Source organism: Pseudomonas sp. CFBP 5748 (genome assembly GCF_053850495.1).
In genome coordinates this window covers 333550-357777 of the sequence record NZ_JBSPTN010000004.1, presented here as the reverse complement: position 1 = coordinate 357777, position 24228 = coordinate 333550, and the positions used below count along the sequence as shown (strand labels likewise).

The following is a 24228-nucleotide window of genomic DNA, read 5'->3' as shown; positions in this document are numbered from 1 at the left end:
TATCGCGAGAAGATTCGTTCCTACAGTTCGGTCATCCTTGTCGCTATCAATTAAAAAAAGGGCTTGGGGAAGATCCCCAAGCCCTCAAAAGGTGAGAGGTGTCTAGTCCCTCGACCTGGTGAGCGTTAGTTGCGTCGATCACGCTTTGAGCGGAACCAGACGCGGAGCAATCATGTTTTCCGGGCGCAGGATGTCGTCGAGCATGGCGTCGTCGAGCAAGCCTTCTTCGCGCACCAGCTCCAGCACGCCGCGGCCGCTTTCCAGGGCAACACGGGCGATGCGGGTGGCGTTTTCATAGCCGATGTACGGGTTCAGCGCAGTGACCAGACCGATCGAGTGCTCGACCAGTTCGCGGCAGCGCGCTTCGTTGGCGGTGATGCCGACGATGCAGTGCTCGCGCAGCATGTCCATGGCCCGTTGCAGCAGGCGGATCGAGTCGAAGATCTTGAAGGCGATCAGCGGTTCCATCACGTTCAGTTGCAGCTGGCCGCCTTCGGCCGCGATCGTCAGGGCCAGGTCGTTGCCGATGATCTGGAACGCCACTTGGTTGACTGCTTCCGGGATGACCGGGTTGACCTTGCCGGGCATGATCGAGCTGCCTGGCTGGCGGGCCGGCAGGTTGATTTCGTTGATGCCGGTACGTGGGCCGCTGGACAGCAGGCGCAAGTCGTTGCAGATCTTCGACAGCTTGACCGCGGTGCGCTTGAGCATGCCGGAGAACAGCACGAAGGCGCCCATGTCGGAGGTGGCTTCGATCAGGTCGGCGGCTGGAACCAGCGGCTGGCCGCTGATGGTTGCCAGGCGCTGCACGGCCAGGGCCTGGTAGCGCGGGTCGGCGTTGATGCCGGTGCCGATGGCGGTGCCGCCCAGGTTCACTTCGGTGAGCAATTCCGGGGCCAGGGTTTTCAGGCGCGCCAGGTCTTCGCTCAGGGTGGTGGCGAAGGCGCGGAATTCCTGGCCGAGGGTCATCGGCACAGCATCCTGCAGCTGGGTGCGGCCCATTTTCAGGACGTGGCTGAATTCTTCACCCTTGGCCGCGAATGCCTGGATCAGGCTGTCGAGGCTGGCCAGCAACGCATCGTGACCTAGCAGCAGACCGAGGCGGATCGCGGTCGGGTAGGCGTCGTTGGTGGACTGCGCCATGTTCACGTCGTTGTTCGGGTGCAGGTACTGGTATTCGCCTTTCTGGTGACCCATGGCCTCCAGCGCGATGTTGGCGATGACTTCGTTGGCATTCATGTTGGTCGACGTGCCGGCGCCGCCCTGGATCATGTCCACCACGAATTCTTCGTGGAAGTCGCCGCGGATCAATCGTGCACAGGCTTCGCTGATGGCTGCGTGCTTGGCTTCGCTGAGCTGGCCCAGTTCGCGGTTGGCGTCAGCGGCGGCTTGTTTGACCATTGCCAGACCGACCACCAGCTTGGGGTAATGCGAGATCGGGACGCCGGAGAGACGGAAGTTGTTTACCGCTCGCAGGGTCTGGATGCCGTAATACGCTTGCGCCGGTACTTCGAGTACGCCAAGCAGGTCTTTTTCTGTGCGGAAGGATGCAGCGGAGGACATGATAGAAATCATCTCGAATAAGGACCCGGTCTGAGCCGGAACGCTGTGAATCCTAGGCTCTGGAAAAAAATAGGGCCAATGCTGTTAAACACTGGCCTATGCATATTCGGCATAATGTCGGTGTGACGTCGGCGGTGCGGCGAACGTGTGACCTGTTTTGGTGCGTTTAACGGGAGGACGTGATGAATCTTGAAAGCAAGTGGCTCGAGGACTTCAGTGCCTTGGCCGCCACCCGCAGTTTCTCCCAGGCGGCCGAGCGGCGCTTCGTGACACAACCGGCCTTCAGTCGGCGAATTCGCAGCCTCGAAGCGGCGTTGGGACTGACCTTGGTCAACCGTTCCCGCACACCTGTTGAGCTGACGGCGGCGGGGCAGCTGTTTTTGGTGACGGCGCGCACGGTGGTCGAGCAACTGGGTGAGGTGCTGCGGCATTTGCATCACCTGGAAGGTGGGCAGGGCGAAGTCATCCAAGTGGCCGCCGCGCACTCCCTGGCATTGGGCTTTTTCCCGCGCTGGATCGCGCAACTGCGCAACGAAGGGATGAACATCGCTACGCGACTGGTGGCCACCAACGTCGGCGATGCCGTGCATGCCTTGCGCGAAGGTGGTTGCGACCTGATGCTGGCTTTCTACGACCCGGATTCGGCGATGCAGATGGACCCGGAGATTTTCCCGTCACTGCACCTGGGCCAGACCGAAATGCTTCCGGTGTGCGCGGCCGATGCCGATGGCAAGCCTCTGTTCGACCTCGAGGGCGAGGCCAGTGTGCCGCTGCTGGCCTACAGCGCAGGGGCGTTTCTCGGTCGTTCGGTCAACCAGTTGCTGCGCCAGCGGGCGCTGCGTTTCACCACGGTCTATGAGACGGCCATGGCTGACAGCCTGAAAAGCATGGCCCTGGAAGGCCTGGGCATCGCCTGGGTGCCGCATCTGAGCGTGCGCGCCGAACTGGCCCGGGGTGAACTGGTGATCTGTGGCGGTACGCAATGGCACGTGCCACTGGAAATTCGCCTGTACCGCTGCGCCCTGGTGCGCAAGGCCAATGTGCGGTTGTTGTGGCGCAAGCTTGAGGGTGGTGCGGCGCAGGGTGCCGCGGGGTCTTGATAACAACGCTCCCACAGGAAGATTTTGTGTGGTGCATTCGCTGACCTGCGAGTCAATAAAACCACCGCCTCCCCCCAAACGACAGACTGTCGGCGAAAGTGCGTTTAACGCACCATTTTCGGTATACTGCCCGGCCTTCGGTCGGCTTGCCCGGCCATAATTCGTACAACAAGCCACGCCGGTTTCCTGCGTGGCTTGTTGTTTTTTGACGCGCCTGCGGGCGCCCAGAGAGAAGAGGCACGACGATGAGTGCACTGGTTGGCGTGATCATGGGCTCCAAGTCCGATTGGTCCACCCTTAGCCACACCGCCGATATGCTGGAAAAGCTCGGCATCCCTTACGAGGTGAAAGTGGTTTCCGCCCACCGCACCCCGGACCTGCTGTTCCAGTACGCCGAAGAGGCTGAGTCCCGTGGCATCGAGGTGATCATCGCCGGTGCCGGTGGCGCGGCCCACTTGCCTGGCATGTGTGCGGCCAAGACCCACCTGCCGGTGCTGGGCGTGCCGGTGCAGTCGTCGATGCTCTCGGGCGTCGATTCGCTGCTGTCGATCGTGCAGATGCCGGCCGGTATTCCGGTCGCGACCCTGGCCATCGGCAAGGCCGGTGCGATCAACGCGGCCTTGCTCTCGGCGAGCATCCTGGGCGCCAAGCATCCACAATTTCATACCGTGCTGAAAAAGTTCCGCGCTGAGCAGACAGACAGCGTCCTGGACAATCCAGACCCACGCATTGCCTGAGGTTGTTGACGAATGAAGATCGGTGTAATCGGTGGCGGCCAGTTGGGTCGCATGTTGGCCCTGGCGGGTACGCCGCTGGGGATGAACTTCGCTTTCCTGGACCCGGCGCCGGACGCCTGCGCCAGCGCGCTGGGTGAACACCTGCGAGCCGACTACGGCGACCAGGATCACCTGCGTCAGTTGGCCGATGAAGTGGACCTGGTGACCTTCGAGTTCGAAAGCGTCCCGGCCGAAACCGTTGCATTCCTGTCCCAGTTCGTCCCGGTCTACCCAAGTGCCGAAGCCTTGCGCATCGCCCGTGACCGCTGGTTCGAAAAGAACATGTTCAAGGACCTGGGCATCCCCACGCCGGCCTTCGCCGACATTCAGTCCCAGGCCGACCTGGACGCAGCCGTTGCGTCCATTGGTCTGCCGGCCGTGCTCAAGACCCGTACCCTGGGTTACGACGGCAAGGGCCAGAAAGTCTTGCGCAGCCCTGAAGACGTGGTCGGCACGTTTGCCGAACTCGGCAGCGTGGCCTGCCTGCTGGAGGGCTTCGTGCCGTTCACTGGGGAAGTCTCGCTGATTGCCGTACGGGCCCGCGACGGTGAAATCCGTTACTACCCGCTGGTGCACAACACCCACAAGGACGGCATCCTCAAGCTGTCCGTCGCCAGCACCGACCATCCGTTGCAGGCCCTGGCCGAAGACTACTCCAGCCGGGTGCTCAAGCAGCTCGACTATGTCGGCGTGATGGCCTTCGAGTTCTTTGAAGTGGACGGCGGCCTCAAGGCCAACGAAATCGCGCCTCGGGTCCACAACTCCGGGCACTGGACGACCGAAGGCGCCGAGTGCAGCCAGTTCGAAAACCACCTGCGGGCGGTGGCCGGGTTACCGCTGGGCTCGACCGCGAAGGTCGGCGAGAGCGCGATGCTCAACTTCATTGGCAAGGTGCCGGACAGCGAGAAAGTCCTGGCGATTGCCGATTGCCACCTGCATCACTATGGCAAGGCATTCAAGGCCGGGCGCAAGGTCGGCCACGCCAACCTGCGCTGCGCTGATCGGGCGACGCTGGCCCAGCAGATCATCAAGGTCGAGACGCTGATCGCCGAGCAATAATCTGAAGCACCGGTGGAACCATTCGTCGGCCGGCTTCTCTCATGGCAAGGTGCCAAAGCCCGATTAGGCTTTGGCCTAGCTGTTCAACCAAAGGGGATATGCCATGGGAATCATTGGAACCATCTTTATCGGCTTGATCGTAGGCCTGCTGGCGCGCTTCCTGAAACCGGGCGATGACAGCATGGGCTGGATCATGACCATCCTGCTCGGTATTGGCGGTTCGTTGGCAGCCACGTATGGCGGCCAAGCCCTGGGCATCTACCAGGCCGGTCAAGGCGCTGGCTTCATCGGTGCCCTGGTGGGCGCGGTGGTGCTGCTGGTGATCTACGGCCTGATCAAAAGAAACTGATTCAAATGCGACAAAGCCCTCTCTGCGTGGCGCGTGGAGAGGGCTAGAATGCCCGGCGTTGTACTTCCCACTTATTGCCGAGCCCTTCATGCGCCGTCTAGTGTTGACCCTTCTTCTGCTGGGCAGTGGCCTGGCCCATGCCGCCGAGCTGCCGGAAACCGACTGGCTCCAATTGATGCCCAAGTCGGACCAGAAAGCCCTCGAGGCCATGCCCGAGATCGACCACGACTCCCCAGAAGCCAATGGCACCTTCACTGAGAAAGGGGGCCTGAAGCAAAGCAAAGGCTTGCCGGCGGTGATGTATTCGACCAAAACCGTGGCGTCGATGAACGACAAGCACATTCGCATCGGCGGTTACCCGGTGCCCCTGGAAAGCGACGCCAAGGGCCGTAGCACGCTGTTCTTCCTGGTGCCTTACCCAGGCGCCTGCATCCACGTCCCGCCACCGCCGCCTAATCAACTGGTGCTGGTTCGCTATCCCAAGGGCCTGAAGCTGGACGACATCTACACGCCGCTGTGGGTGACCGGTACGCTGAAGATCGAAAAGGTCGACAACGACCTGGCCAGCGCGGCGTATGCGCTGGACGCGGAGAAGGTGCGGGTGGTGCAGGAGGCGGATTTGTAATAGGCCGGTTGGCCTGACACAAATCCCAATGTGGGAGCGAGCTTGCTCGCGATGGCGGTGTGTCAGTCGACGCTGATGTTGACTGTTATCCCGCTATCGCGAGCAAGCTCGCTCCCACAGTGGTTTTTGTGGTGTGGCTTAGAGCGGCTTGCTGCCGATGCTCACACCCAGGGTATGACTGGCCTGCGGCAACAGCGTCACCACGTCGTTCATCACATTCGCCGTCTCGATGCACAGCATGCGCTGCCAGCCATCGTCGGCCATGTCGCTGAACGCCTTGGCACGTTCGGTCCAGGGGTTCCAGATCACCGCCGAGCGCGAACCGCTGCTGGTCAGTTCGATCCGTCGTTCCCACTGCGGGTCGACGATGCTCAGCTTCGGTGGGGTATCGAGGTAGATGCGGTCGGTCTCGCCGGCAAAGTGCAGGTCGCCGGCCTGGGTGACGGTTTTCCAGTCGTCCAGGGTCTCGATATAGCTCAAGCCATCCACCCCTTCGACGTGCACATTGCGCACATCGCTCACGGCGAAATAGCTGTGCAGCGCCTGGCTGAGGCTGACGGTTTCGCTGCCGCGGTTGTGGCTGGTGAGGCTGATGTGCAACTGCTCGTCCATCACGATGGTCAGCGTCAGGTCCACCTGATGCGGCCAGCCTGAGAGACCGTTTTCGGGGTAGGGCAGCACGAACTCGACCTTGAGGCGTTCGCCTTCGGCTTCGATGCCCTTCAACTCCCAGTCCATCGCCCGCACCAAGCCGTGGGCGGTGGCCGGATCGTTGGTTACGCGCATGGCCTGAACGCTGTCGGGGTTACGGGTCAGGTTGCCGAACCACGGCCAGCACACCGGCACGCCGGCGCGGATGCTCTTGCCGGTCTTGAACGTGGCCTGGTCGTTGAGCCAGATCAGCGGCGGCTGGCCGTCCACTTGATAGCTGAGGATGTGCGCGCCTTGCTGGGCCACCAGCAACTCGGCCTGACCGTGGCGGATGCGCCAGCCGTTCAGTTCATCCAGTTTGACGGCTTCGACATGGGGCGTAGGCATGCTGCAAATCTCGTTCAGGAACAGGGACTGCAATGGACCGCAAAACGGCCGTCGTGTTTAACGCGCGCGCGGCGGAACCGAGCGGGTACGGCCACTGCCGTCGATGGCGACGAACACAAACACCGCTTCGGTGACCTTGCGCCATTCGCTGGACAACGGGTCGTCGCTCCAGACCTCGACCATCATCTGGATCGAGCTGCGGCCGATTTCCAGCGCCTGGGTATAAAAGGAAAGCTGCGCACCCACCGCCACCGGTACCAGGAACGCCATGCGATCGATCGCGACGGTGGCCACGCGTCCGCCGGCCACCTTACTGGCCATTGCGGTGCCGGCCAGGTCCATCTGGGACACCAGCCAGCCGCCGAAAATATCGCCGAAGCCGTTGGTCTCGCGAGGGAGCGCGGTGATTTGCAGGGCCAGGTCGCCTTGCGGGATTGGATCTTCTTGTTCGAGCTCTATCATGCCGGGGGTGCCTCTGACCCGTAACGCTGTCTTGTGTTGCAGGTGAATAGCCGTCTTTGTAAAAAACGATTCAGCCCGAACATGCTACGTTCGTCACGTTTTTCGTAAAGGCGTGCCAAAGGGAAACTCTGCGAAACCGGCTGGTTCTGGTACTACGCCACCAACGACGTTTTCGCACAGCAACCCCTTACAGAGTGTTGCAACATTGCGAGTATATCGGGCGATAGTCGTCGAGACGACCACTCGGTTCTGATTTTGACTGTCAATTACGCGCCTCTATGTGTTTTTTCGAACAATTTGCTATCGTGCCGAACTCGCCACAGGCCGTAGGCCCTACCCACGCGGTCGGGTTGCGGAACTGACTAATAAGAGAAGCCTTGCCATGACCACTGCGCCTTCGAGCACAGCGACACCTGCACAACCCGCTCGTCCGTTGACCCGCAACGATTACAAGACCTTATCGCTTTCTGCCTTGGGCGGTGCGCTGGAGTTCTACGATTTCATCATTTTCGTGTTCTTTGCCACCGTGGTCGGCAAATTGTTTTTCCCCGCGGAAATGCCCGAATGGCTGCGCTTGATGCAGACGTTCGGCATTTTTGCCGCCGGTTACCTGGCCCGGCCGCTGGGCGGGATCATCATGGCCCACTTCGGCGACCTGCTGGGGCGCAAGAAAATGTTCACCCTGAGCATTTTCATGATGGCCGTGCCGACCCTGATCATGGGCCTGCTGCCGACCTACGCGCAGATCGGCATGTGGGCGCCGATCCTGCTGTTGCTGATGCGGGTGATCCAGGGCGCGGCCATTGGCGGCGAAGTGCCGGGGGCCTGGGTATTCGTTTCCGAACATGTTCCGGCGCGCCACATCGGCTATGCCTGCGGCACGTTGACGTGTGGCCTGACGGCGGGAATCCTGTTGGGTTCGCTGGTCGCCACCGCCATCAACAGTATTTATACGCCGGTGGAAGTGGCGGATTACGCCTGGCGGATTCCATTCCTGCTGGGCGGTGTGTTCGGCCTGTTCTCGGTGTACCTGCGCCGCTGGCTGCACGAAACCCCGGTGTTCGCCGAGCTGCAGTTGCGCAAGGCCCTGGCCGAGGAAGTGCCGCTGCGGGCCGTGCTGCGTGATCATCGTGGTGCCATCGCCATTTCGATGCTGCTGACCTGGCTGTTGTCGGCCGGCATCATCGTGATCATCCTGATGACCCCGACCGTGCTGCAGACCGTGTACCACTTCAGCCCGACTACCGCGCTGCAGGCCAACAGCCTGGCAATCGTGTTCCTGAGCTTTGGCTGCATCGGCTCCGGCGTACTGGCCGACCGTTTCGGTGCCGGGCGGGTCTTCGTGTTTGGCAGCACTTTGCTGCTGATTACCTCCTGGACGTTCTACCACTGTCTGTTCGACCACCCCGAGTGGCTATTCCCGCTCTATGCCCTGAGCGGGCTGCTGGTGGGCACCATCGGCGCGGTGCCCTACGTCATGGTCAAGGCGTTCCCGGCCGTGGTGCGCTTCAGCGGCCTGTCGTTCTCCTACAACCTGGCGTACGCGATCTTCGGCGGCTTGACCCCGATGATCGTTACGTTGCTGCTCAAGGAGAGCCCACTGGGACCGGCCTATTACGTGGCGGTGATCTGCGGTATCGGGATTGCGGTGGGTGCTTATCTTTGGAAGAAGGGGCGCTAGGCGCCAATATCGTTCACTTAAGGTGGGTGTGATTCATTGTGGCGAGGCTGCGCAGCAGCCTTTTTTGTGAGCGCTACGCGCTCAAGCGGGAGCAAGCTCCCTCGCTACGGAGTCATTCGTCTCTGTAAATGAGCGGGTCTTTCGCCTGACTCTTTTATTGGTGCCAATCACGTTGTAGAACTCAATGCTGGCCTTTCATCCAATTGTCATATTTCAGCCATAGAGTGTTCACACGGCTTACAGATACTTTGGCCGACTTAACACACCCTATCTGCTAGGAGTAAGGCATGAAACTGAAGCGTTTGATGGCGGCAATGACTTTTGTCGCTGCTGGCGTTGCGACTGCCAACGCGGTTGCCGCTGTTGACCCTGCGATCCCGAGCTACACCAAGACCACTGGTGTGTCGGGCAACCTGTCCAGCGTCGGCTCCGATACCCTGGCCAACCTGATGACCTTGTGGGCTGAGCACTACAAGAAAGAATACCCGAACGTAAACATCCAGATTCAAGCTGCCGGTTCCTCCACCGCGCCGCCCGCACTCACCGAAGGCACTGCCAACCTGGGCCCGATGAGCCGCAAGATGAAGGACAACGAGCTGCAGGCTTTCGAAACCAAGTACGGTTACAAGCCTACCGCCATCCCGGTTGCCGTGGACGCCCTGGCTGTATTCGTACACAAGGACAACCCGATCAAGCACCTGACCATGGAACAGGTCGACGCGATTTTCTCGTCCACTCGTCTGTGCGGCGGTAAAACCGACGTGAAAACCTGGGGTGACCTGGGCGTGACCGGCGACCTGGCCAACAAGCCGGTTCAACTGTTCGGTCGTAACTCGGTATCCGGTACCTACGGCTACTTCAAGGAAGAAGCCCTGTGCAAAGGCGACTACAAGCCAAACGTCAACGAACAACCAGGCTCGGCTTCGGTCGTGCAGTCGATCAGCTCTTCGCTGAACGGCGTCGGTTACTCGGGCATCGGCTACAAGACCGCCAGCGTGAAGACCGTGGCCCTGGCCAAGAAAGGCAGCACTGAGTTCGTTGAAGACACCGAAGAAAACGCCCTGAACGGCAAGTACCCGCTGTCGCGCTTCCTCTACGTTTACGTCAACAAGGCGCCGAACAAGCCTCTGGCTCCGCTGGAAGCTGAGTTCGTGAAGCTGATCCTGTCCAAGCAAGGCCAGGAAGTTGTGGTCAAGGACGGCTACATCCCGCTGCCAGCCAAAGTAGCCGCCAAGGCACTGGCTGACCTGGGTCTGTCGGAAGGCGGCAACGTCGCCAAGAAGTAACACCTGAGCCCGGGCCAAAGTCCGGACTCTTGTGGGAGCGAGCTTGCTCGCGACGCGGTCAGTGCATTCAACACGGATGTTGACTGACCCGGCGAGCTAGCCTGCTCCCACACCCCAAAATTCCTGTCCGCTGCCGATACTCTCGGCGGCGGATTTGTTGCGTCACTGCATTGTCATCTTTCTGTCATACAGGATCGCTAGGGTGTGCGCATGAATGATCTGGCCAACTCCACAATGACTACGACTTCCCCTCCCAAGCGCATTGACTTCAATACGCCTGAGCTGCAACGCAAGCGCCGTATTCGTGCGCTCAAGGATCGCCTGACCCGCTGGTACGTCCTGATTGGCGGCCTCGCTGTTCTGGCGGCCATTACCCTGATCTTCTTCTTCCTGGCTTATGTGGTCGTCCCGCTGTTCCAAGGTGCGGACCTGACCGCCAAGGACTCGATCACTCCGGCCTGGATGCAAGACGCCGGCAAACCGCTGATGATCGCTATCGAAGAGCAGAATCAGGTGGCGATGCGGGTTTCCGACAAGGGGCAGGCGCTGTTCTTCGACATCGACAGCGGTGCGCAGCTGCGTCGTGTCGACCTGCCGATTCCGGCCGGTGTCAGCGTGGCCTCCATCGGCGAAGACCAGCCCGGTAGCCCACTGGTAGTGGTCGGCCTGTCCAATGGCCAGGCCCTGGTGTTCCGTCATACCTATAAGGTCAGCTATCCGGACGGTAAGAAAACCATCTCGCCGGCTATCGAATACCCTTACGGCGAGACGCCAATTGCCTTGAACGAGCAGGGCATGCCCTTGGAGCATGTCAGCCTCAATGCCACCGATTCGACCCTGCTGCTTGCCGGTTCCAGCGGTGCCCAGTTGTATGTTCTGTCGCTCTCCAGCGAAGAAAACATGATGACCGGTGAAGTCACCAACGAGCAGACGCGTATCGAGCTGCCGCAGATGACCGAGCCTGTAAAGAACATCTTCGTCGACCCGCGTCAGCAATGGCTGTACGTGATCAACGGTCGTGCCCAGGCCGACGTGTTCAGCCTGCGGGAAAAGAGCCTCAACGGTCGTTACAAACTGCTGGAAAACGGTGACGCCCAAGTCACCGCCACGACCCAGTTGGTGGGCGGGATTTCGCTGATCGTTGGCGACTCCACAGGCGGCCTGGCCCAGTGGTTCATGGCCCGCGACCCAGACGGCGAGCTGCGCTTCAAACAGATTCGTACCTTCCAGATGGGCAGCGCGCCCATCGTCGAGATCAGCGCCGAAGAACGCCGCAAAGGCTTCGTCGCCCTTGACGCATCCGGCAAGCTCGGCGTGTTCCACAGTACCGCCCACCGCACCTTGCTGGTGGATCAGGTGATCGAAGGCGAGGGTCTGTTCGGCATGTCGCCACGGGCCAACCGCCTGATCGTGGAGCAGGGCGGCAAGCTGCAACCGCTGCTGCTGGAAAACCCGCACCCGGAAGTTTCGTGGAGCTCGTTGTGGAGCAAGGTCTGGTACGAAAACTACGACGAGCCTAAATACGTCTGGCAATCGACCGCCGCCAACACCGACTTCGAACCCAAGCTGAGCCTCTCGCCGCTGACCTTCGGTACCCTGAAAGCCGCGTTCTACGCAATGCTGCTGGCCGCGCCACTGGCGGTTGCCGCGGCGATCTACACCGCGTACTTCATGGCTCCGGGCATGCGTCGCAAGGTCAAGCCGGTGATCGAGCTGATGGAGGCGATGCCGACGGTGATCCTCGGTTTCTTCGCCGGCCTGTTCCTGGCGCCGTACGTCGAAGGGCATCTGCCGGGCATCTTCAGTCTGCTGATGCTGCTGCCGATTGGCATCCTGGTGGCCGGTTTTGTCTTCAGCCGCCTGCCCGAGTCGATCCGCCTGAAGGTGCCGGAAGGCTGGGAAAGCGCGATGCTGATTCCGGTGATCCTGTTCGTGGGCTGGCTCTCGCTGTACATGAGCCCGTACATGGAAGCCTGGTTCTTCGGCGGCGACATGCGCATGTGGATTTCCCATGACCTGGGCATCACCTACGACCAGCGCAACGCCCTGGTGGTTGGCCTGGCAATGGGCTTTGCGGTTATCCCGAACATCTACTCCATTGCCGAAGACGCTGTGTTCAGCGTGCCGCGCGGTCTGACCCTGGGCTCACTGGCCCTCGGTGCCACGCCGTGGCAGACCATGACCCGCGTGGTGATCCTCACCGCCAGCCCGGGCATCTTCTCGGCGCTGATGATCGGCATGGGCCGGGCGGTCGGCGAGACCATGATCGTGCTGATGGCCACCGGTAATACGCCGGTCATGGAAATGAACCTGTTCGAAGGTCTGCGCACCCTGGCGGCCAACGTGGCGGTGGAAATGCCGGAATCGGAAGTCGGCGGCAGCCATTACCGCGTGTTGTTCCTGTCGGCACTGGTGCTGCTGTTGTTCACCTTCGTCATGAACACCCTCGCCGAGCTGATCCGTCAGCGTCTGCGCAAGAAATATTCGTCGCTTTAAGAAAGGTAGAAGTCTGTGAAACAGAACTCCCTGAAAGGATGGTTCAAGAGCGGCGCCCCCGGCGTCTGGATCAGCGGTGGTGCGGTGTCCATCGCGGTCATCATGACCATTGGCCTGCTGGCGGTGATTGCCGTGCGCGGTCTGGGCCACTTCTGGCCGGCGGACCTGATCCACGCTAACTACAACGTGCCGGGCATGCCTGCGCACTTGGTGGTCGGCGAAGTGGTGCAGAAAGAAGAAGTGCCTCGCGAACGCCTGAAAAGTGCCGGCCTGCCGGTGCCGGACGAAGGCCCCGAGTTCATGACCCGCGAGCTGATCAAGGTCGGCAACCGGGACCTGAACGGCACCGACTTCACCTGGATCGTTGGCGACTGGTTGACCAACCAGACGACCCCGCCAGAGCTGATGGCCCTGGAGCGACGTGAGTGGGGCAACTTCTACGGTTACCTGGTCAACGTCAAGGAGCAAGGCAAGGTCATCGCCGAAGGCGAGGCTGCCTGGCCGCAACTGCAGGCCCGTATACAACGGGTCAACCAGTTGGCCGCCGATCTCAAGACCTTGGAAAAAGTCGACATCGGCGCGATCAACGCCGGCCTGGAACGCGTCCGTCTGCATGGCCGCAAACTGGAGTTGGCGGGCAAGCTCGATGCCGCCGCACAAGCAGACCTGGAAAGCGAACGGGCTGAATACACTGCCCGTTACAAGGACATTGAAGTCCGCCTCGCCGACCTGCATGCGCAGTTCAATCGTGACAGCCTGACCGCACGCGATGCCAACGGCAAAGAAGTGGAAATCGACATCGGTAAAGTGGTGCACGCCTACCAGCCGAACGGTATGGGCACCTTCGCCAAGATCGGCTTCTATTTCAGTAAGGTCTGGGAGTTCCTCAGCGACGACCCACGTGAAGCCAACACTGAGGGCGGGATTTTCCCGGCGATTTTCGGCACGGTGATGATGACCCTGATCATGGCGATGATCGTGACGCCATTCGGCGTGCTGGCAGCGGTTTACCTGCGCGAATACGCCCGCCAGGGGCCGATGACTCGCCTGATCCGCATTGCGGTGAATAACCTGGCGGGAGTGCCGGCCATCGTTTACGGCGTGTTCGGCCTGGGCTTCTTCGTCTATGTACTGGGCGGCTCGGTTGACCGTCTGTTCTTCCCCGAAGCCCTGCCGGCGCCGACATTTGGTACCCCAGGCCTGCTCTGGGCCTCGTTGACCCTGGCGCTGCTGGCGGTGCCGGTGGTGATCGTGGCCACCGAAGAAGGCCTGGCGCGGATCCCGCGTACCGTGCGTGAAGGCTCCCTGGCCCTGGGCGCGACCAAGGCCGAGACGCTGTGGAAAATCGTCCTGCCCATGGCGAGCCCGGCGATGATGACCGGCATGATCCTCGCCGTGGCCCGCGCCGCGGGTGAAGTGGCGCCGCTGATGCTGGTGGGCGTGGTGAAACTGGCCCCGTCGCTACCGCTGGACGGCAACTACCCGTACCTGCACCTGGACCAGAAGATCATGCACTTGGGCTTCCACATCTATGACGTGGGCTTCCAGAGCCCGAACGTCGAAGCGGCACGCCCGCTGGTGTACGCCACGGCGCTGTTGCTGGTGCTGGTGATCGCCACGCTCAACCTGTCGGCGGTGTGGATCCGTAACCACCTGCGCGAGAAGTACAAAGCACTGGATAGCTGATTTCCATGTGGGAGCGGGCTTGCTCGCGAAGACGGCGGCACATTCAGCACAGATGCAAGCTGACACACCGCTTTCGCGAGCAAGCCCGCTCCCACAAGTACACCGAATGGCATTGCCGCTCAGCGGCCAACGAACCGAATTTGTTAGCACAGGGAGCCTCCCATGCAACACGAAGTACAAGCACGCGGCATCAACATGTCGGCCCTGGGCCGCGACAAGCAGAGCCTGGACCTGGCTCAGGAAACCGTCGCCATCGAAGTGCCCGGCCTGAACCTGTTCTACGGCCAGAAGCAGGCGTTGTATGACGTCAGCCTGAACATCCCGAAACAGCGCGTCACCGCGTTCATCGGTCCGTCGGGCTGCGGCAAGTCGACCTTGCTGCGCACCTTCAACCGCATGAACGACCTGGTGGACGGTTGCCGCGTCGAGGGTGAAATCAACCTCTACGGCAACAACATCTACCGCAAGGGCGAAGACGTGGCCGAGCTGCGTCGTCGCGTGGGCATGGTGTTCCAGAAGCCCAACCCGTTTCCGAAAACCATCTACGAGAACGTGGTCTATGGTTTGCGCATCCAGGGCATCAACAAGAAGCGCATCCTCGACGAAGCCGTAGAGTGGGCCCTCAAGGGCGCGGCGTTGTGGGACGAGGTCAAGGACCGCCTGCATGAGTCGGCGCTGGGTTTGTCCGGCGGTCAGCAGCAGCGTCTGGTGATTGCCCGCACCATCGCCGTGGAGCCGGAAGTCTTGCTGCTCGACGAACCTTGCTCGGCCTTGGACCCGATCTCGACGCTGAAAGTCGAAGAGCTGATCTACGAGCTCAAGTCCAAGTTCACCATCGTCATCGTGACCCACAACATGCAACAGGCGGCGCGGGTTTCGGACTACACCGCGTTCATGTACATGGGCAAACTGGTGGAATTCGGCGACACCGATACCCTGTTCACCAATCCGGCCAAGAAGCAGACCGAGGACTACATTACCGGTCGTTACGGCTAGTCGAGGTCGCTGCAAGCCGCAGGACCGAGGCGGTGCGATCAGGATCAACATTTAACTGCTTGAAGCTTGCAGCTTGAAGCTTGCAACTTTCGCGGAGCGAACAAGATGATTTCGAAGGAAGGCCTTACTCACCACATTTCCGCCCAGTTCAACGCCGAGCTGGAGGAGGTGCGCAGCCACCTGCTGGCCATGGGCGGGCTGGTGGAAAAGCAGGTCAACGACGCGGTGACCGCGCTGATCGAGGCCGATTCGGGCCTGGCCCAGCAGGTGCGCGAGATCGACGACCAGATCAACCAGATGGAGCGCAACATTGACGAAGAATGCCTGCGCATCCTGGCCCGTCGTCAACCGGCCGCTTCCGACCTGCGCCTGATCATCAGCATTTCCAAGTCGGTCATCGACCTTGAGCGGATCGGCGACGAAGCCACCAAGATCGCCCGCCGTGCCATTCAGTTGTGTGAAGAAGGCGAAGCGCCGCGCGGTTATGTCGAGGTTCGCCACATTGGCGACCAGGTGCGCAACATGGTCCGCGATGCGCTGGACGCCTTTGCCCGCTTCGATGCCGACCTGGCGTTGTCGGTGGCCCAGTACGACAAGATCATCGACCGCGAATACAAGACCGCCCTGCGCGAGCTGGCGACCTACATGATGGAAGACCCACGCTCCATCTCCCGGGTACTGAGCATCATCTGGGTGCTGCGTTCCCTGGAGCGTATCGGCGATCATGCGCGCAACATCTCGGAACTTGTGATCTATCTGGTGCGCGGCACCGATGTGCGGCATTTGGGGCTCAAGCGAATGAAAGAAGAAGTTGAGGGCACCCTGTCCGAAACTGCTAATGTTCCTGGCGAAACTGACGATAAGTAAGATTGCCCGAGAAAAGCGCCCGGCCTTCTGGTCGGGCTTTTTTTTGTGGTCTTTTTAATTGAAAGCAGCACCCCGCGAACGAAGAGTCCCGGCGTGACTGAAGGTTTTTGGCAATGTGCCATCAGTAAAAGCGGTATGCTTGCCGGGATTTTTTAGAGGTGTATCTGGATGAGTAAGGTCAGTGTGTTGGTCGTGGACGATGCTTCGTTCATTCGTGACCTGGTGAAGAAGTGCCTGCGCAACTACTTCCCGGGCATCCGCATCGAAGATGCCGTGAATGGCAAGAAAGCCCAGGCTATGCTGGCCCGTGAGGCGTTCGACCTGGTGCTGTGCGACTGGGAAATGCCGGAAATGTCCGGCCTGGAACTGTTGTCGTGGTGCCGCCAGCAGGACACCCTCAAGGGTATGCCGTTCGTGATGGTCACCAGCCGCGGCGACAAGGAAAACGTGGTCCAGGCGATTCAGGCCGGCGTTTCCGGCTACGTCAGCAAGCCGTTTACCAACGAACAGTTGCTGACCAAGGTCAAGCAGGCGCTGCACAAGGTCGGCAAGCTCGACACGTTGATGAACAGCGCCCCGACCAAAATGAACTCGGCGTTCGGCAATGACTCCCTCAGCGCTCTGACCGGTGGCAAGGCGCCAGTTGCCGCTGTCGCTTCGGCGCCTGCGGCGAACCCTTTTGCCAAGCCAGCCGTCGTTGCAGCGCCTGCTCCCGCAGCTGCAGCAGCCCCGGCCCGTGGCTTGCTCAACAGCCCGCCCGTCAAGGCCCCGGCGGCCTCCGCTCCGGCCGCCAACCGTGGCCAGGGCCAGTTGCGCCTGCCTAGCGGCACCCAGCAATGCGTGATCAAGGCCTTGAGCCTCAAGGAAGCGCTGCTGGTGGTCAAACGCACCGACACTCTGCCGCAAGTGCTGGAAAGCGCGGTGCTGGACATGGAGCAGGGCGACAACGCCGAAACCGCTCGCCTCAACGGCTACCTGCACGCCATTGTCGCCCACGAGCAGACGCCCGACAGCGAATGGCTGCAACTGACTTTCCGCTTCGTCGACAAAGACCCGCAGAAACTCGACTACATCTCCCGCCTGATCGCTCGCGGTACGGCGCAGAAACACTTCGTGCCGGGCGCCTGATTCGGCGGCGTCTGTCAGTCCGTCATCGCGAGCAAGCCCGCTCCCACACTCGATCCAGTGAACACTGAAGATTTTATGTGGGAGCGGGCATGCTCGCGAAGGGGCCATAAGATTCAACATCAATAGTTGATCCAATTTTGAAACATCCGTCGACTACGCTGGTCCATCCCAGCTGCTAGGCTGCTGTGCAGGCCTTCACTTTTCGACAGAACCTTTGCCCATGCTCGCGCCCCTGTTGTTCGCCTGCGGTCTTGTCCTGGCCTCCACCTCGGCCATGGCCATGACGATCTATAAATCCACCGACGCCAATGGCGTGGTGTCCTACAGTGACCGTCCCAGTAGGGGCGCCCAAGTGTTCGTGTTCCGTGACCGCATGGTTGAACGCCTGGAGCGACAGGTCTTTCTCGACATCAAGAAGCAAAAGGGCGCGGATGCAGTGTTCGTGCGCAACGACCTGTACGCGCCGGTGGAGATCGAGTTGAGTTTCGCCGGGTTGCGCAACGTCAGCGGGGCGCCGAGCCGGCCGATTCGTCGGGTGCTGCCGGCGCGTAGCAACCTGCGTCTGGCGCTGCTCACGGCCACGCAACCTGGCAGGCCGTTGGTGTATACCCCAAGGTTCGAATATTCCCTGGGCGACCCTGCAGGCTCGGCACAGGCCTATCGGTATCCGTTGCCGTGGCAAGGAGGGCCGTTCCGGCTGAGCCAGGGTGCCAACGGGCAGTACAGCCACTACGGGCCGAAAAACCGTTACGCCATGGACATCGCCATGCCCGAAGGCACGCCGATCATCGCGGCGCGGGGCGGCGTGGTGATCAAAACCGAAAATGCGCAGACCGGCCGTGGGGATGATCCCTCGGGCAATTTCGTGCGGGTGCTGCACGATGACGGGACCATGGGCGTTTACCTGCACCTGCAAAAAGGCTCGGTGAGCGTGCGGGAAGGGCAGCGGGTCGGGGTGGGCTCGCCGTTGGCGTTGTCGGGCAATACCGGCAACAGCTCGGGCCCGCACCTGCATTTCGTGGTGCAGCGCAATACCGGGTTGGGGCTGGTGTCGATTCCCTACCAGTTCAATCAACCGGTGGGGGAGTTGCCCAACTTTGCGGTGGGCAAGCAATAGCGCTGAGGTGTGGCGAAGGGGCTTTTGTGGTGGAGGGCTCTATCTGTGGGAGCAAGGCTTGCCCGCGACGAAGGCGACGCGGTCTTTCAGCTCTGTAGGCGCTGGCGAAGCCTGCGATCTTCCGCTCCAGACTCAATGGGCAGTGAAAAGATCGCAGCCCCGCTTCGCTCGTCAGCTCCTACAGACTCAGTCATGCACTCGGCTTGGTGTTGATGCTCAATCGAGCATCAACACCTTCGCCAGAATGATCTTCGGCCCTTTCATCTTCTTGATGATGATCCGCAGGCCTTCGACTTCCAGTACTTCTTCCTCTTCCGGCACCCGCTTCAGGGTTTCGTAGACCAACCCGGCGAGGGTTTCGGCCTCGATGTGATCCAGATCGATCCCGAGCAAGCGCTCGACCTTGAACAGCGGCGTGTCGCCGCGTACCAGCAGCTTGCCCGGCTGGTAGGCCAGGATGCCGCGTTCGGCCTTGCGGTGTTCGTCCTGGATGTCGCCCACCAGCACTTCCAGCACGTCTTCCATGGTCAGGTAGCCGATGATGTTGCCGTCGGCTTCTTCGACCACGGCGAAGTGCGAACCGCCCTTGCGGAACTGCTCCAGCAACTGCGACAGCGGCATATGCCGCGATACGCGCTCCAGCGGTCGGGTCAGCTCGGCCAGGTTGAACGACTCGGGAATGTGATCCAGGGCCGCCAGTTCCAGCAGCAGGTCCTTGATGTGCAGCAGGCCGACGAACTCCTGGCGCTCGCTGTCGTACACCGGATAACGGCTGAACTTGTGGCGACGGAACATCGCCAGGATTTCCTTGAGCGGTGCGTTGAACTCCAGCGTCACCAGGTCTTCCCGGGAGTTGGCCCAGTCCACCACTTCCAGCTCGCCCATCTCCACGGCCGAGGCCAGTACGCGCATGCCCTGGTCGCTGGGGTCCTGGCCACGGCTGGAGTGCAGGATCAGCTTCAGTTCTTCACGGCTGTAATGATGTTCGTGATGTGGGCCGGGCTCGCCTTGGCCGGCGATGCGCAGAATGGCGTTGGCGCTGGCGTTGAGCAGGTAGATCGCCGGGTACATGGCCCAATAGAACAGGTACAGCGGCACGGCGGTCCACAGCGACAGCAGCTCGGGTTTGCGGATTGCCCAGGATTTGGGCGCCAGCTCACCGACCACGATGTGCAGGTACGAAATGATGAAGAACGCGGTGAAGAACGATACGCCCTTGATCACTTCCGGCGACTCGACGCCAACCGCGCCCAGCAGCGGCTCGAGGATGTGGGCGAACGCCGGCTCACCGACCCAGCCCAAGCCCAGGGAGGCCAGGGTGATACCCAACTGGCAGGCCGACAGGTAAGCGTCGAGCTGGCTGTGGACGGTGCGCAGGATATGCCCGCGCCAGCCGTTTTTTTCGGCAATGGCTTCGACTCGGGTCGAACGCAGCTTGACCATGGCGAATTCGGCCGCAACGAAAAAACCGTTGAGCAAAACCAGGATCAGAGCAAAAAGAATCATGCCGAATTCGGCGAAGAGTGTTGCGAGGGACAAGCCAGGGGAAGGGTCCATGATGGAGTTTTGCGGGTTCCGTATATTCGTAAGGGTTAGAAATGAGTACCTGAAAAGGCAGGCACAAGTCAGCCAATGTAGCGGCTGACTCGGCGGTTGCCTAGTGGCGAGTGCTGATCGGCATCAATCGGCAGGGCTGGCGAGACGCACGCGAACCACCTGCGTCGGGGCGAAGTGGCAGGTAAACGTGCTGCCGTGGCCTGGCACGCTGCTGATTTCCATGCGTCCGCGATGACGTAACAAAACGTGCTTCACGATCGCCAGGCCCAACCCGGTGCCGCCGGTGTTGGAGTTGCGGCTGGAATCGACCCGGTAGAAGCGTTCGGTCAGGCGCGGCAGGTGTTTGCTGTCGATGCCGATGCCTGAATCCTGCACGCTCAAGTGCGCGCCTTGCTCATCGCCCCACCAGCGAACGCGGATCTGGCCTTGCTCCGGCGTGTACTTGACCGCGTTGAACACCAGGTTGGAAAACGCGCTGCGCAGTTCGGCCTCGCTGCCTTTGAGCTGCACGACCGGGTCGGCTTCCAGTGTGATGCGCTGCTGCTTGGGGCCGGACAGTTCTTGCGCGTCTTCAGTGATGGTTTGCAGCAGGTCGTCGATGGGCACCGGTTGGTTGTCCGACGGGTAGTCGGTGGCTTCCAGTTTCGCCAGCAGCAGCAAGTCGTTGAGCAGGGTCTGCATGCGCCCGCTCTGCTGGTGCATCTGCTGCAAGGCACGGGTCCAACGCGGGTTCACCTCCTCGACGTTGTCGAGCAGGGTTTCCAGGTAACCGCAGATCACCGTCAACGGCGTGCGCAATTCATGGGAAACGTTGGCGATGAAGTCTTTGCGCATCTGTTCCAGCTGATGGATGCGCGTTACGTCACGCACCAGCATCAAGTGCTCGTTGTTGCCATAGCGGGTGATGTACAGCTGGATACGCAGCCGATCATTGGTGGGCGAAGGAATTTCCAGCGGCTCGGCATAGTTGCTTTGCTCGAAATATTCCTTGAAGCGCGGATGGCGCACCAGGTTGGTTACCGGCTGACCGCTGTCCTGTGGCGTCTTGAGGCCCAGCAGGGTCTCGGCGGCGCGGTTCCACCATTCCAGGTTGCCGTCGCTGTCGAGCATGATCACCGCGTCTTTCAGCGCGGCAGTGGATTCCTGGACCCGGTCGATCACCGCTTGCAGGCGCCCGCGAACGCGCTGGTCACGCCGTTGCAGGTGGTAAATGCTGTCGAACACTTCACCCCACAGGCCATAGCCGTCGGGCGGTGCTTCGTCGGGTTGGTGCAGGCGCAGCCACTCATGCAGGCGCAGCAATTGCTTGAGGGTCCAGGCCAGGTAGAGCCCCAGGCCTGCGGCCAGGCTCCAACCGTAATAGCCGCTGATCAAGCCGATCACCAGACAGCCGGTCACCAGCAGCAACATGTGGCGAATCAGGGTGCCATGCCAGTTTTGATTCAATTGAACGCGCGTCCTTGTCAGCTTGTCGGGCGGTAAGGGCTCGGATCAGGCCTTGGTAGAAAAACGATAACCGGTGCCGCGCACCGTTTGTACCAGATTCTCGTAAGCATCGCCGAGGGCTTTGCGTAGGCGACGGATGTGCACGTCCACCGTGCGTTCCTCGACATAGACGTTGCCGCCCCAGACCTGATCCAGCAGTTGCCCGCGGGTGTAGGCGCGCTCCTGGTGGGTCATGAAAAACTGTAGCAGGCGGTATTCGGTCGGGCCCATCTCGGCGGGTTTGCCGTCGATGGTCACGCGGTGGCTGATGGGGTCCAGCAGCAGGCCACCGACTTCAATCGGCGCCTCGCCATCGGTTGGCCCGGCACGACGCAGCACGGCCTTCAGGCGCGCCACCAGCTCCCGTGGGGAAAACGGCTTGGTGATGTAGTCATCGGCGCCCACTTCCAGGCCCTGGATCTTGTTGTCCTCTTCGCCTTTGGCGGTGAGCATGATGATCGGAATATCACCGGTCAGCTCATCACGCTTGAGGCGCCGCGCCAATTCAATGCCAGACGTACCGGGCAGCATCCAGTCCAGCAGAATCAGGTCGGGCTTGCGGTCGACGATGATGGCGTGGGCCTGTTGAGAGTTCTCTGCTTCCATGCAGTCATAGCCGGCCATCTCCAACGCGACGGCAATCATCTCGCGGATGGGCGCCTCGTCGTCGACGATCAGAATGCTCCTGCCAACCATGGGGTAATCCTCTTGTCATTTAACTGTCTTGCGCCGCATTAGATAACGGAATTATTGCAGTCGTGTGACAGATATTTCGGTATCCGGCAGTGTAGAGGATCCTCGACTAAGCTTTTCAGTCCGAATCCTGACAACCACACAAGAAGGTTTCCATGACTTACTTCACCCAAACCATCAAGGTTCTGGCGGTGACCGCTGCGCTGGCGCTGCCGGCATTGGTGTTCGCGGCTGAGCCGGCGATGGAAAAAGGCGGCATGTTCACCGATCACAAAGGCATGACGCTGTATACGTTTGCCAACGACAAAGACGGCAGGTCGGTGTGCAATGATAAATGCGCGCAGAACTGGCCGCCGCTCATGGTCGAAGGCGAGGCCAAGCCTTCAGGCAAATGGACTGTGATCACCCGTGACGATGGTAAGAAGCAGTGGGCCTACGATGGCAAGCCGCTGTACACCTTCATCATGGACAAGAAGGAGGGAGACATGACCGGCGACGAGAAAATGGACGGCGCCTGGAAGATCGCCAAGCCTGATTAACAGGTTTTCACCAAGTTAAGCGACAGATCCTCTGTGGCGAGGGGATTTATGTGGGAGCAAAGCTTGCTCGCGATGAAGGCGCTGCGGTCTTTCAGAGATCGAGGCGCCTGTTTCGCGAGCAAGCTTTGCTCCCACAGCAAACGGGGATAAATCCCCTCGCCACAAGGTAACAGCCTGGAGACCGGTGGCCTCACCGCAACGCATAATCCAGCACAATTCCCACGAAAATCGCCAACCCGGCCCAATGGTTGTGCAAAAACGCCTGGAAGCAGCGCATCCGGTCCCTGCCACGGGTGTACCAGAACTCCCAGGCGAAGCACGCGGCAGCGGCCACCAGCCCCAGGTGGAACCAGCCGCCCAGTTGGAACTTCGACCCGGCCAGCAACAGGCAGCCCAGTGCCAGGCCTTGCAGCGTCAGGATGATCACCCGGTCGGCATCGCCAAACAGGATCGCCGTGGACTTCACGCCGATCCGCAAGTCATCGTCCCGGTCGGTCATCGCGTAATAAGTGTCGTAGCCTACCGTCCACAGCAGGTTGGCGATGTACAGCAGCCACGCGGCCGCCGGTAAATGGCCGGTCTCGGCGGTGAACGCCATCGGCATGCCCCAGGAAAACGCCGCGCCCAGCACCACTTGCGGGTAGTAGGTGTAGCGCTTCATGAACGGGTAACTGAACGCCAGCGCCAGTCCACCGAGAGACAGCAAAATAGTTGGCGCATTGGTGCACAGCACCAGCAGGAAACTTACGCTCATCAGCACCGCAAAGAACACCAGCGCCTCTTTCGAGCTGATCTTGCCGCTCACCAGCGGGCGCTGTTCAGTGCGTTTGACGTGGCCGTCCACCTTGCGATCGGCCCAGTCGTTGATCACACAACCGCCGGCGCGGGTCAGCACCACGCCCAGGACGAAAATCACGATGTTGGCGACAGACGGTGAACCTTCACCGGCAATCCACAACGCCCACAGGGTCGGCCACAGCAGTAGATAAATGCCGATGGGCTTGTCCATGCGGGTCAGTTGCACGAAGTCCCAGGCCCGCGGGTTCAGGCGGTTCAAGGATTTGAGCAGTTGCACGTACATCAGCAATTCTCCGAATAGGCGCGGGCGACGGTCCACAGGCGCGGCAGGAAGACTTCCGCCACCAACACGCTCAACGCACCGCGATCGAAACGCGAACGGCGGCCCCATAGCTGCGCGGCGCGAGCCTCAACCGGCAACCAGGCCTCGGGGTAATGGCAAACCTCGATGGCCCGGCGCTGGAACGCCTGGTCACAAAACAGCAACTCCCCCAGGGAACGGCTGCCCAGCTCATCCATCTGCAGCCCATCGCCCTGCAACGCGCTGCGCGCCGCCACACTGCGGGCGAACACCCAAGGCTGGCCGTGGCCGCGCAAATACACTTCGCGTACCCAGCCCTCGCTGCCTTCGGCCAGATCCAGTGCCGCGCACTCGTCGGCGCGCAATGGCTGCCAGCCTTCGAACAACGGCGTCACGCTGAAGCGCTCGTCCGACAGGCGCGTCAGGCGTCGGGTCAACGAGCCTTCGTCGAACAGCCAGTCGAGCACACAGGCGTCGGGGCGGGGCGACAGCAGGGGCTGGGGCAACCATTGGAGTGTAGGAAATATCGAATTTGTATGCGGCACAGAGGTCTTGATTGGCAGCAAATGAGGCCGCGAGCTTACCATGTCGGTCGTCGATTTTAACGGCCCTGGCCGCTGGCGCGC

The 24228-nt window shown here is 61.0% G+C and carries 22 protein-coding genes; 14 read left to right on the top strand and 8 right to left on the bottom strand.

Going from position 1 to position 24228, the window contains the following annotated elements; all coding sequences use genetic code 11:
- Positions 1–138: 138 nt before the first annotated feature.
- On the bottom strand, positions 139–1563 hold the full coding sequence (gene aspA, locus ACWNZ1_RS11695; protein ID WP_003196363.1) for an aspartate ammonia-lyase: 1425 nt from the start codon (positions 1561–1563) through the stop codon (positions 139–141).
- A 182-nt stretch (positions 1564–1745) separates the two neighbouring features.
- Between aspA and ACWNZ1_RS11690 the strand changes: the two genes are divergently transcribed.
- The 5 genes from ACWNZ1_RS11690 (at position 1746) to ACWNZ1_RS11670 (ending at position 5472) form a co-directional block, all read left to right on the top strand.
- Entirely contained in the window at positions 1746–2663 is a 918-nt protein-coding gene (locus tag ACWNZ1_RS11690; RefSeq protein ID WP_135847859.1) for a LysR substrate-binding domain-containing protein, read from the top strand.
- Positions 2664–2908: 245 nt separating this feature from the next.
- The gene (purE, locus tag ACWNZ1_RS11685; RefSeq protein WP_003187060.1) at positions 2909–3400 is read left to right on the top strand and encodes a 5-(carboxyamino)imidazole ribonucleotide mutase; all 492 of its coding nucleotides are present in this window, start codon (positions 2909–2911) and stop codon (positions 3398–3400) included.
- 12 nt (positions 3401–3412) lie between these two features.
- Complete coding sequence (locus tag ACWNZ1_RS11680; RefSeq protein ID WP_135847858.1) at positions 3413–4498, top strand: 5-(carboxyamino)imidazole ribonucleotide synthase; 1086 nt, start codon at positions 3413–3415, stop codon at positions 4496–4498.
- A gap of 103 nt (positions 4499–4601) precedes the next feature.
- On the top strand, positions 4602–4847 hold the full coding sequence (locus ACWNZ1_RS11675; RefSeq protein WP_003196372.1) for a GlsB/YeaQ/YmgE family stress response membrane protein: 246 nt from the start codon (positions 4602–4604) through the stop codon (positions 4845–4847).
- 88 nt (positions 4848–4935) lie between these two features.
- Positions 4936–5472: a DUF3299 domain-containing protein gene (locus ACWNZ1_RS11670; protein WP_135847857.1), complete on the top strand. Its 537-nt coding sequence runs from the start codon at positions 4936–4938 to the stop codon at positions 5470–5472.
- 138 nt (positions 5473–5610) lie between these two features.
- Here the strand turns inward: ACWNZ1_RS11670 and ACWNZ1_RS11665 are convergent, their stop codons facing one another.
- Complete coding sequence (locus tag ACWNZ1_RS11665) at positions 5611–6510, bottom strand: D-hexose-6-phosphate mutarotase (protein WP_456027639.1); 900 nt, start codon at positions 6508–6510, stop codon at positions 5611–5613.
- Positions 6511–6567: 57 nt separating this feature from the next.
- Entirely contained in the window at positions 6568–6972 is a 405-nt protein-coding gene (locus tag ACWNZ1_RS11660) for an acyl-CoA thioesterase (RefSeq protein WP_003177184.1), read from the bottom strand.
- Positions 6973–7354: 382 nt separating this feature from the next.
- Between ACWNZ1_RS11660 and ACWNZ1_RS11655 the strand changes: the two genes are divergently transcribed.
- The 8 genes from ACWNZ1_RS11655 (at position 7355) to ACWNZ1_RS11620 (ending at position 18229) form a co-directional block, all read left to right on the top strand.
- On the top strand, positions 7355–8653 hold the full coding sequence (locus tag ACWNZ1_RS11655) for an MFS transporter (RefSeq protein ID WP_135847855.1): 1299 nt from the start codon (positions 7355–7357) through the stop codon (positions 8651–8653).
- A 287-nt stretch (positions 8654–8940) separates the two neighbouring features.
- Complete coding sequence (locus ACWNZ1_RS11650) at positions 8941–9939, top strand: phosphate ABC transporter substrate-binding protein PstS (RefSeq protein WP_135847854.1); 999 nt, start codon at positions 8941–8943, stop codon at positions 9937–9939.
- A gap of 462 nt (positions 9940–10401) precedes the next feature.
- A complete protein-coding gene (locus ACWNZ1_RS11645; protein ID WP_178084346.1) occupies positions 10402–12435 on the top strand; it encodes an ABC transporter permease subunit in 2034 nt (677 codons plus the stop codon).
- Between the two features lie 15 nt (positions 12436–12450).
- Entirely contained in the window at positions 12451–14121 is a 1671-nt protein-coding gene (gene pstA / locus ACWNZ1_RS11640) for a phosphate ABC transporter permease PstA (RefSeq protein ID WP_135847852.1), read from the top strand.
- Between the two features lie 162 nt (positions 14122–14283).
- Positions 14284–15117: a phosphate ABC transporter ATP-binding protein PstB gene (gene pstB / locus ACWNZ1_RS11635; protein WP_135847851.1), complete on the top strand. Its 834-nt coding sequence runs from the start codon at positions 14284–14286 to the stop codon at positions 15115–15117.
- Between the two features lie 105 nt (positions 15118–15222).
- Positions 15223–15984 carry a phosphate signaling complex protein PhoU gene (gene phoU, locus ACWNZ1_RS11630; RefSeq protein ID WP_025216204.1) on the top strand — a complete coding sequence of 254 codons (762 nt, stop codon included), beginning with the start codon at positions 15223–15225 and terminating at the stop codon, positions 15982–15984.
- 168 nt (positions 15985–16152) lie between these two features.
- On the top strand, positions 16153–17112 hold the full coding sequence (locus ACWNZ1_RS11625) for a response regulator (RefSeq protein ID WP_135847850.1): 960 nt from the start codon (positions 16153–16155) through the stop codon (positions 17110–17112).
- 220 nt (positions 17113–17332) lie between these two features.
- Entirely contained in the window at positions 17333–18229 is an 897-nt protein-coding gene (locus ACWNZ1_RS11620) for a peptidoglycan DD-metalloendopeptidase family protein (RefSeq protein ID WP_135847849.1), read from the top strand.
- Between the two features lie 216 nt (positions 18230–18445).
- On the opposite strand, the gene ACWNZ1_RS11615 is transcribed toward ACWNZ1_RS11620, so the two are convergent.
- From ACWNZ1_RS11615 to phoB, 3 genes are all read right to left on the bottom strand, one after another.
- On the bottom strand, positions 18446–19786 hold the full coding sequence (locus tag ACWNZ1_RS11615; RefSeq protein WP_135847848.1) for a hemolysin family protein: 1341 nt from the start codon (positions 19784–19786) through the stop codon (positions 18446–18448).
- 123 nt (positions 19787–19909) lie between these two features.
- Positions 19910–21196: a phosphate regulon sensor histidine kinase PhoR gene (gene phoR, locus ACWNZ1_RS11610; RefSeq protein WP_238346776.1), complete on the bottom strand. Its 1287-nt coding sequence runs from the start codon at positions 21194–21196 to the stop codon at positions 19910–19912.
- Between the two features lie 81 nt (positions 21197–21277).
- Positions 21278–21967, bottom strand: a complete 690-nt coding sequence (phoB, locus tag ACWNZ1_RS11605; RefSeq protein WP_003177195.1) for a phosphate regulon transcriptional regulator PhoB — start codon at positions 21965–21967, stop codon at positions 21278–21280.
- 152 nt (positions 21968–22119) lie between these two features.
- Here phoB and ACWNZ1_RS11600 point away from each other — a divergent pair, with 152 nt between their 5' ends.
- Positions 22120–22503 carry a COG4315 family predicted lipoprotein gene (locus ACWNZ1_RS11600; protein WP_135847846.1) on the top strand — a complete coding sequence of 128 codons (384 nt, stop codon included), beginning with the start codon at positions 22120–22122 and terminating at the stop codon, positions 22501–22503.
- Positions 22504–22693: 190 nt separating this feature from the next.
- Here the strand turns inward: ACWNZ1_RS11600 and ubiA are convergent, their stop codons facing one another.
- Positions 22694–23584 carry a 4-hydroxybenzoate octaprenyltransferase gene (gene ubiA, locus ACWNZ1_RS11595; RefSeq protein ID WP_135847845.1) on the bottom strand — a complete coding sequence of 297 codons (891 nt, stop codon included), beginning with the start codon at positions 23582–23584 and terminating at the stop codon, positions 22694–22696.
- Positions 23584–24147 carry a chorismate--pyruvate lyase family protein gene (locus ACWNZ1_RS11590; RefSeq protein WP_135847844.1) on the bottom strand — a complete coding sequence of 188 codons (564 nt, stop codon included), beginning with the start codon at positions 24145–24147 and terminating at the stop codon, positions 23584–23586. The genes ubiA and ACWNZ1_RS11590 overlap by 1 nt, the downstream gene beginning before the upstream one ends.
- Positions 24148–24228: the final 81 nt, after the last annotated feature.

What these genes read in the sequence shown, in the direction of transcription:
- aspA (WP_003196363.1), bottom strand. Translation starts at nt 1,563, where the DNA reads ATGTCCTCCGCTGCATCCTTCCGCACAGAAAAAGACCTGCTTGGCGTA.
- ACWNZ1_RS11690 (WP_135847859.1), top strand. Translation starts at nt 1,746, where the DNA reads ATGAATCTTGAAAGCAAGTGGCTCGAGGACTTCAGTGCCTTGGCCGCC.
- purE (WP_003187060.1), top strand. Translation starts at nt 2,909, where the DNA reads ATGAGTGCACTGGTTGGCGTGATCATGGGCTCCAAGTCCGATTGGTCC.
- ACWNZ1_RS11680 (WP_135847858.1), top strand. Translation starts at nt 3,413, where the DNA reads ATGAAGATCGGTGTAATCGGTGGCGGCCAGTTGGGTCGCATGTTGGCC.
- ACWNZ1_RS11675 (WP_003196372.1), top strand. Translation starts at nt 4,602, where the DNA reads ATGGGAATCATTGGAACCATCTTTATCGGCTTGATCGTAGGCCTGCTG.
- ACWNZ1_RS11670 (WP_135847857.1), top strand. Translation starts at nt 4,936, where the DNA reads ATGCGCCGTCTAGTGTTGACCCTTCTTCTGCTGGGCAGTGGCCTGGCC.
- ACWNZ1_RS11665 (WP_456027639.1), bottom strand. Translation starts at nt 6,510, where the DNA reads ATGCCTACGCCCCATGTCGAAGCCGTCAAACTGGATGAACTGAACGGC.
- ACWNZ1_RS11660 (WP_003177184.1), bottom strand. Translation starts at nt 6,972, where the DNA reads ATGATAGAGCTCGAACAAGAAGATCCAATCCCGCAAGGCGACCTGGCC.
- ACWNZ1_RS11655 (WP_135847855.1), top strand. Translation starts at nt 7,355, where the DNA reads ATGACCACTGCGCCTTCGAGCACAGCGACACCTGCACAACCCGCTCGT.
- ACWNZ1_RS11650 (WP_135847854.1), top strand. Translation starts at nt 8,941, where the DNA reads ATGAAACTGAAGCGTTTGATGGCGGCAATGACTTTTGTCGCTGCTGGC.
- ACWNZ1_RS11645 (WP_178084346.1), top strand. Translation starts at nt 10,402, where the DNA reads ATGCAAGACGCCGGCAAACCGCTGATGATCGCTATCGAAGAGCAGAAT.
- pstB (WP_135847851.1), top strand. Translation starts at nt 14,284, where the DNA reads ATGCAACACGAAGTACAAGCACGCGGCATCAACATGTCGGCCCTGGGC.
- phoU (WP_025216204.1), top strand. Translation starts at nt 15,223, where the DNA reads ATGATTTCGAAGGAAGGCCTTACTCACCACATTTCCGCCCAGTTCAAC.
- ACWNZ1_RS11625 (WP_135847850.1), top strand. Translation starts at nt 16,153, where the DNA reads ATGAGTAAGGTCAGTGTGTTGGTCGTGGACGATGCTTCGTTCATTCGT.
- ACWNZ1_RS11620 (WP_135847849.1), top strand. Translation starts at nt 17,333, where the DNA reads ATGCTCGCGCCCCTGTTGTTCGCCTGCGGTCTTGTCCTGGCCTCCACC.
- ACWNZ1_RS11615 (WP_135847848.1), bottom strand. Translation starts at nt 19,786, where the DNA reads ATGGACCCTTCCCCTGGCTTGTCCCTCGCAACACTCTTCGCCGAATTC.
- phoR (WP_238346776.1), bottom strand. Translation starts at nt 21,196, where the DNA reads ATGTTGCTGCTGGTGACCGGCTGTCTGGTGATCGGCTTGATCAGCGGC.
- phoB (WP_003177195.1), bottom strand. Translation starts at nt 21,967, where the DNA reads ATGGTTGGCAGGAGCATTCTGATCGTCGACGACGAGGCGCCCATCCGC.
- ACWNZ1_RS11600 (WP_135847846.1), top strand. Translation starts at nt 22,120, where the DNA reads ATGACTTACTTCACCCAAACCATCAAGGTTCTGGCGGTGACCGCTGCG.
- ubiA (WP_135847845.1), bottom strand. Translation starts at nt 23,584, where the DNA reads ATGTACGTGCAACTGCTCAAATCCTTGAACCGCCTGAACCCGCGGGCC.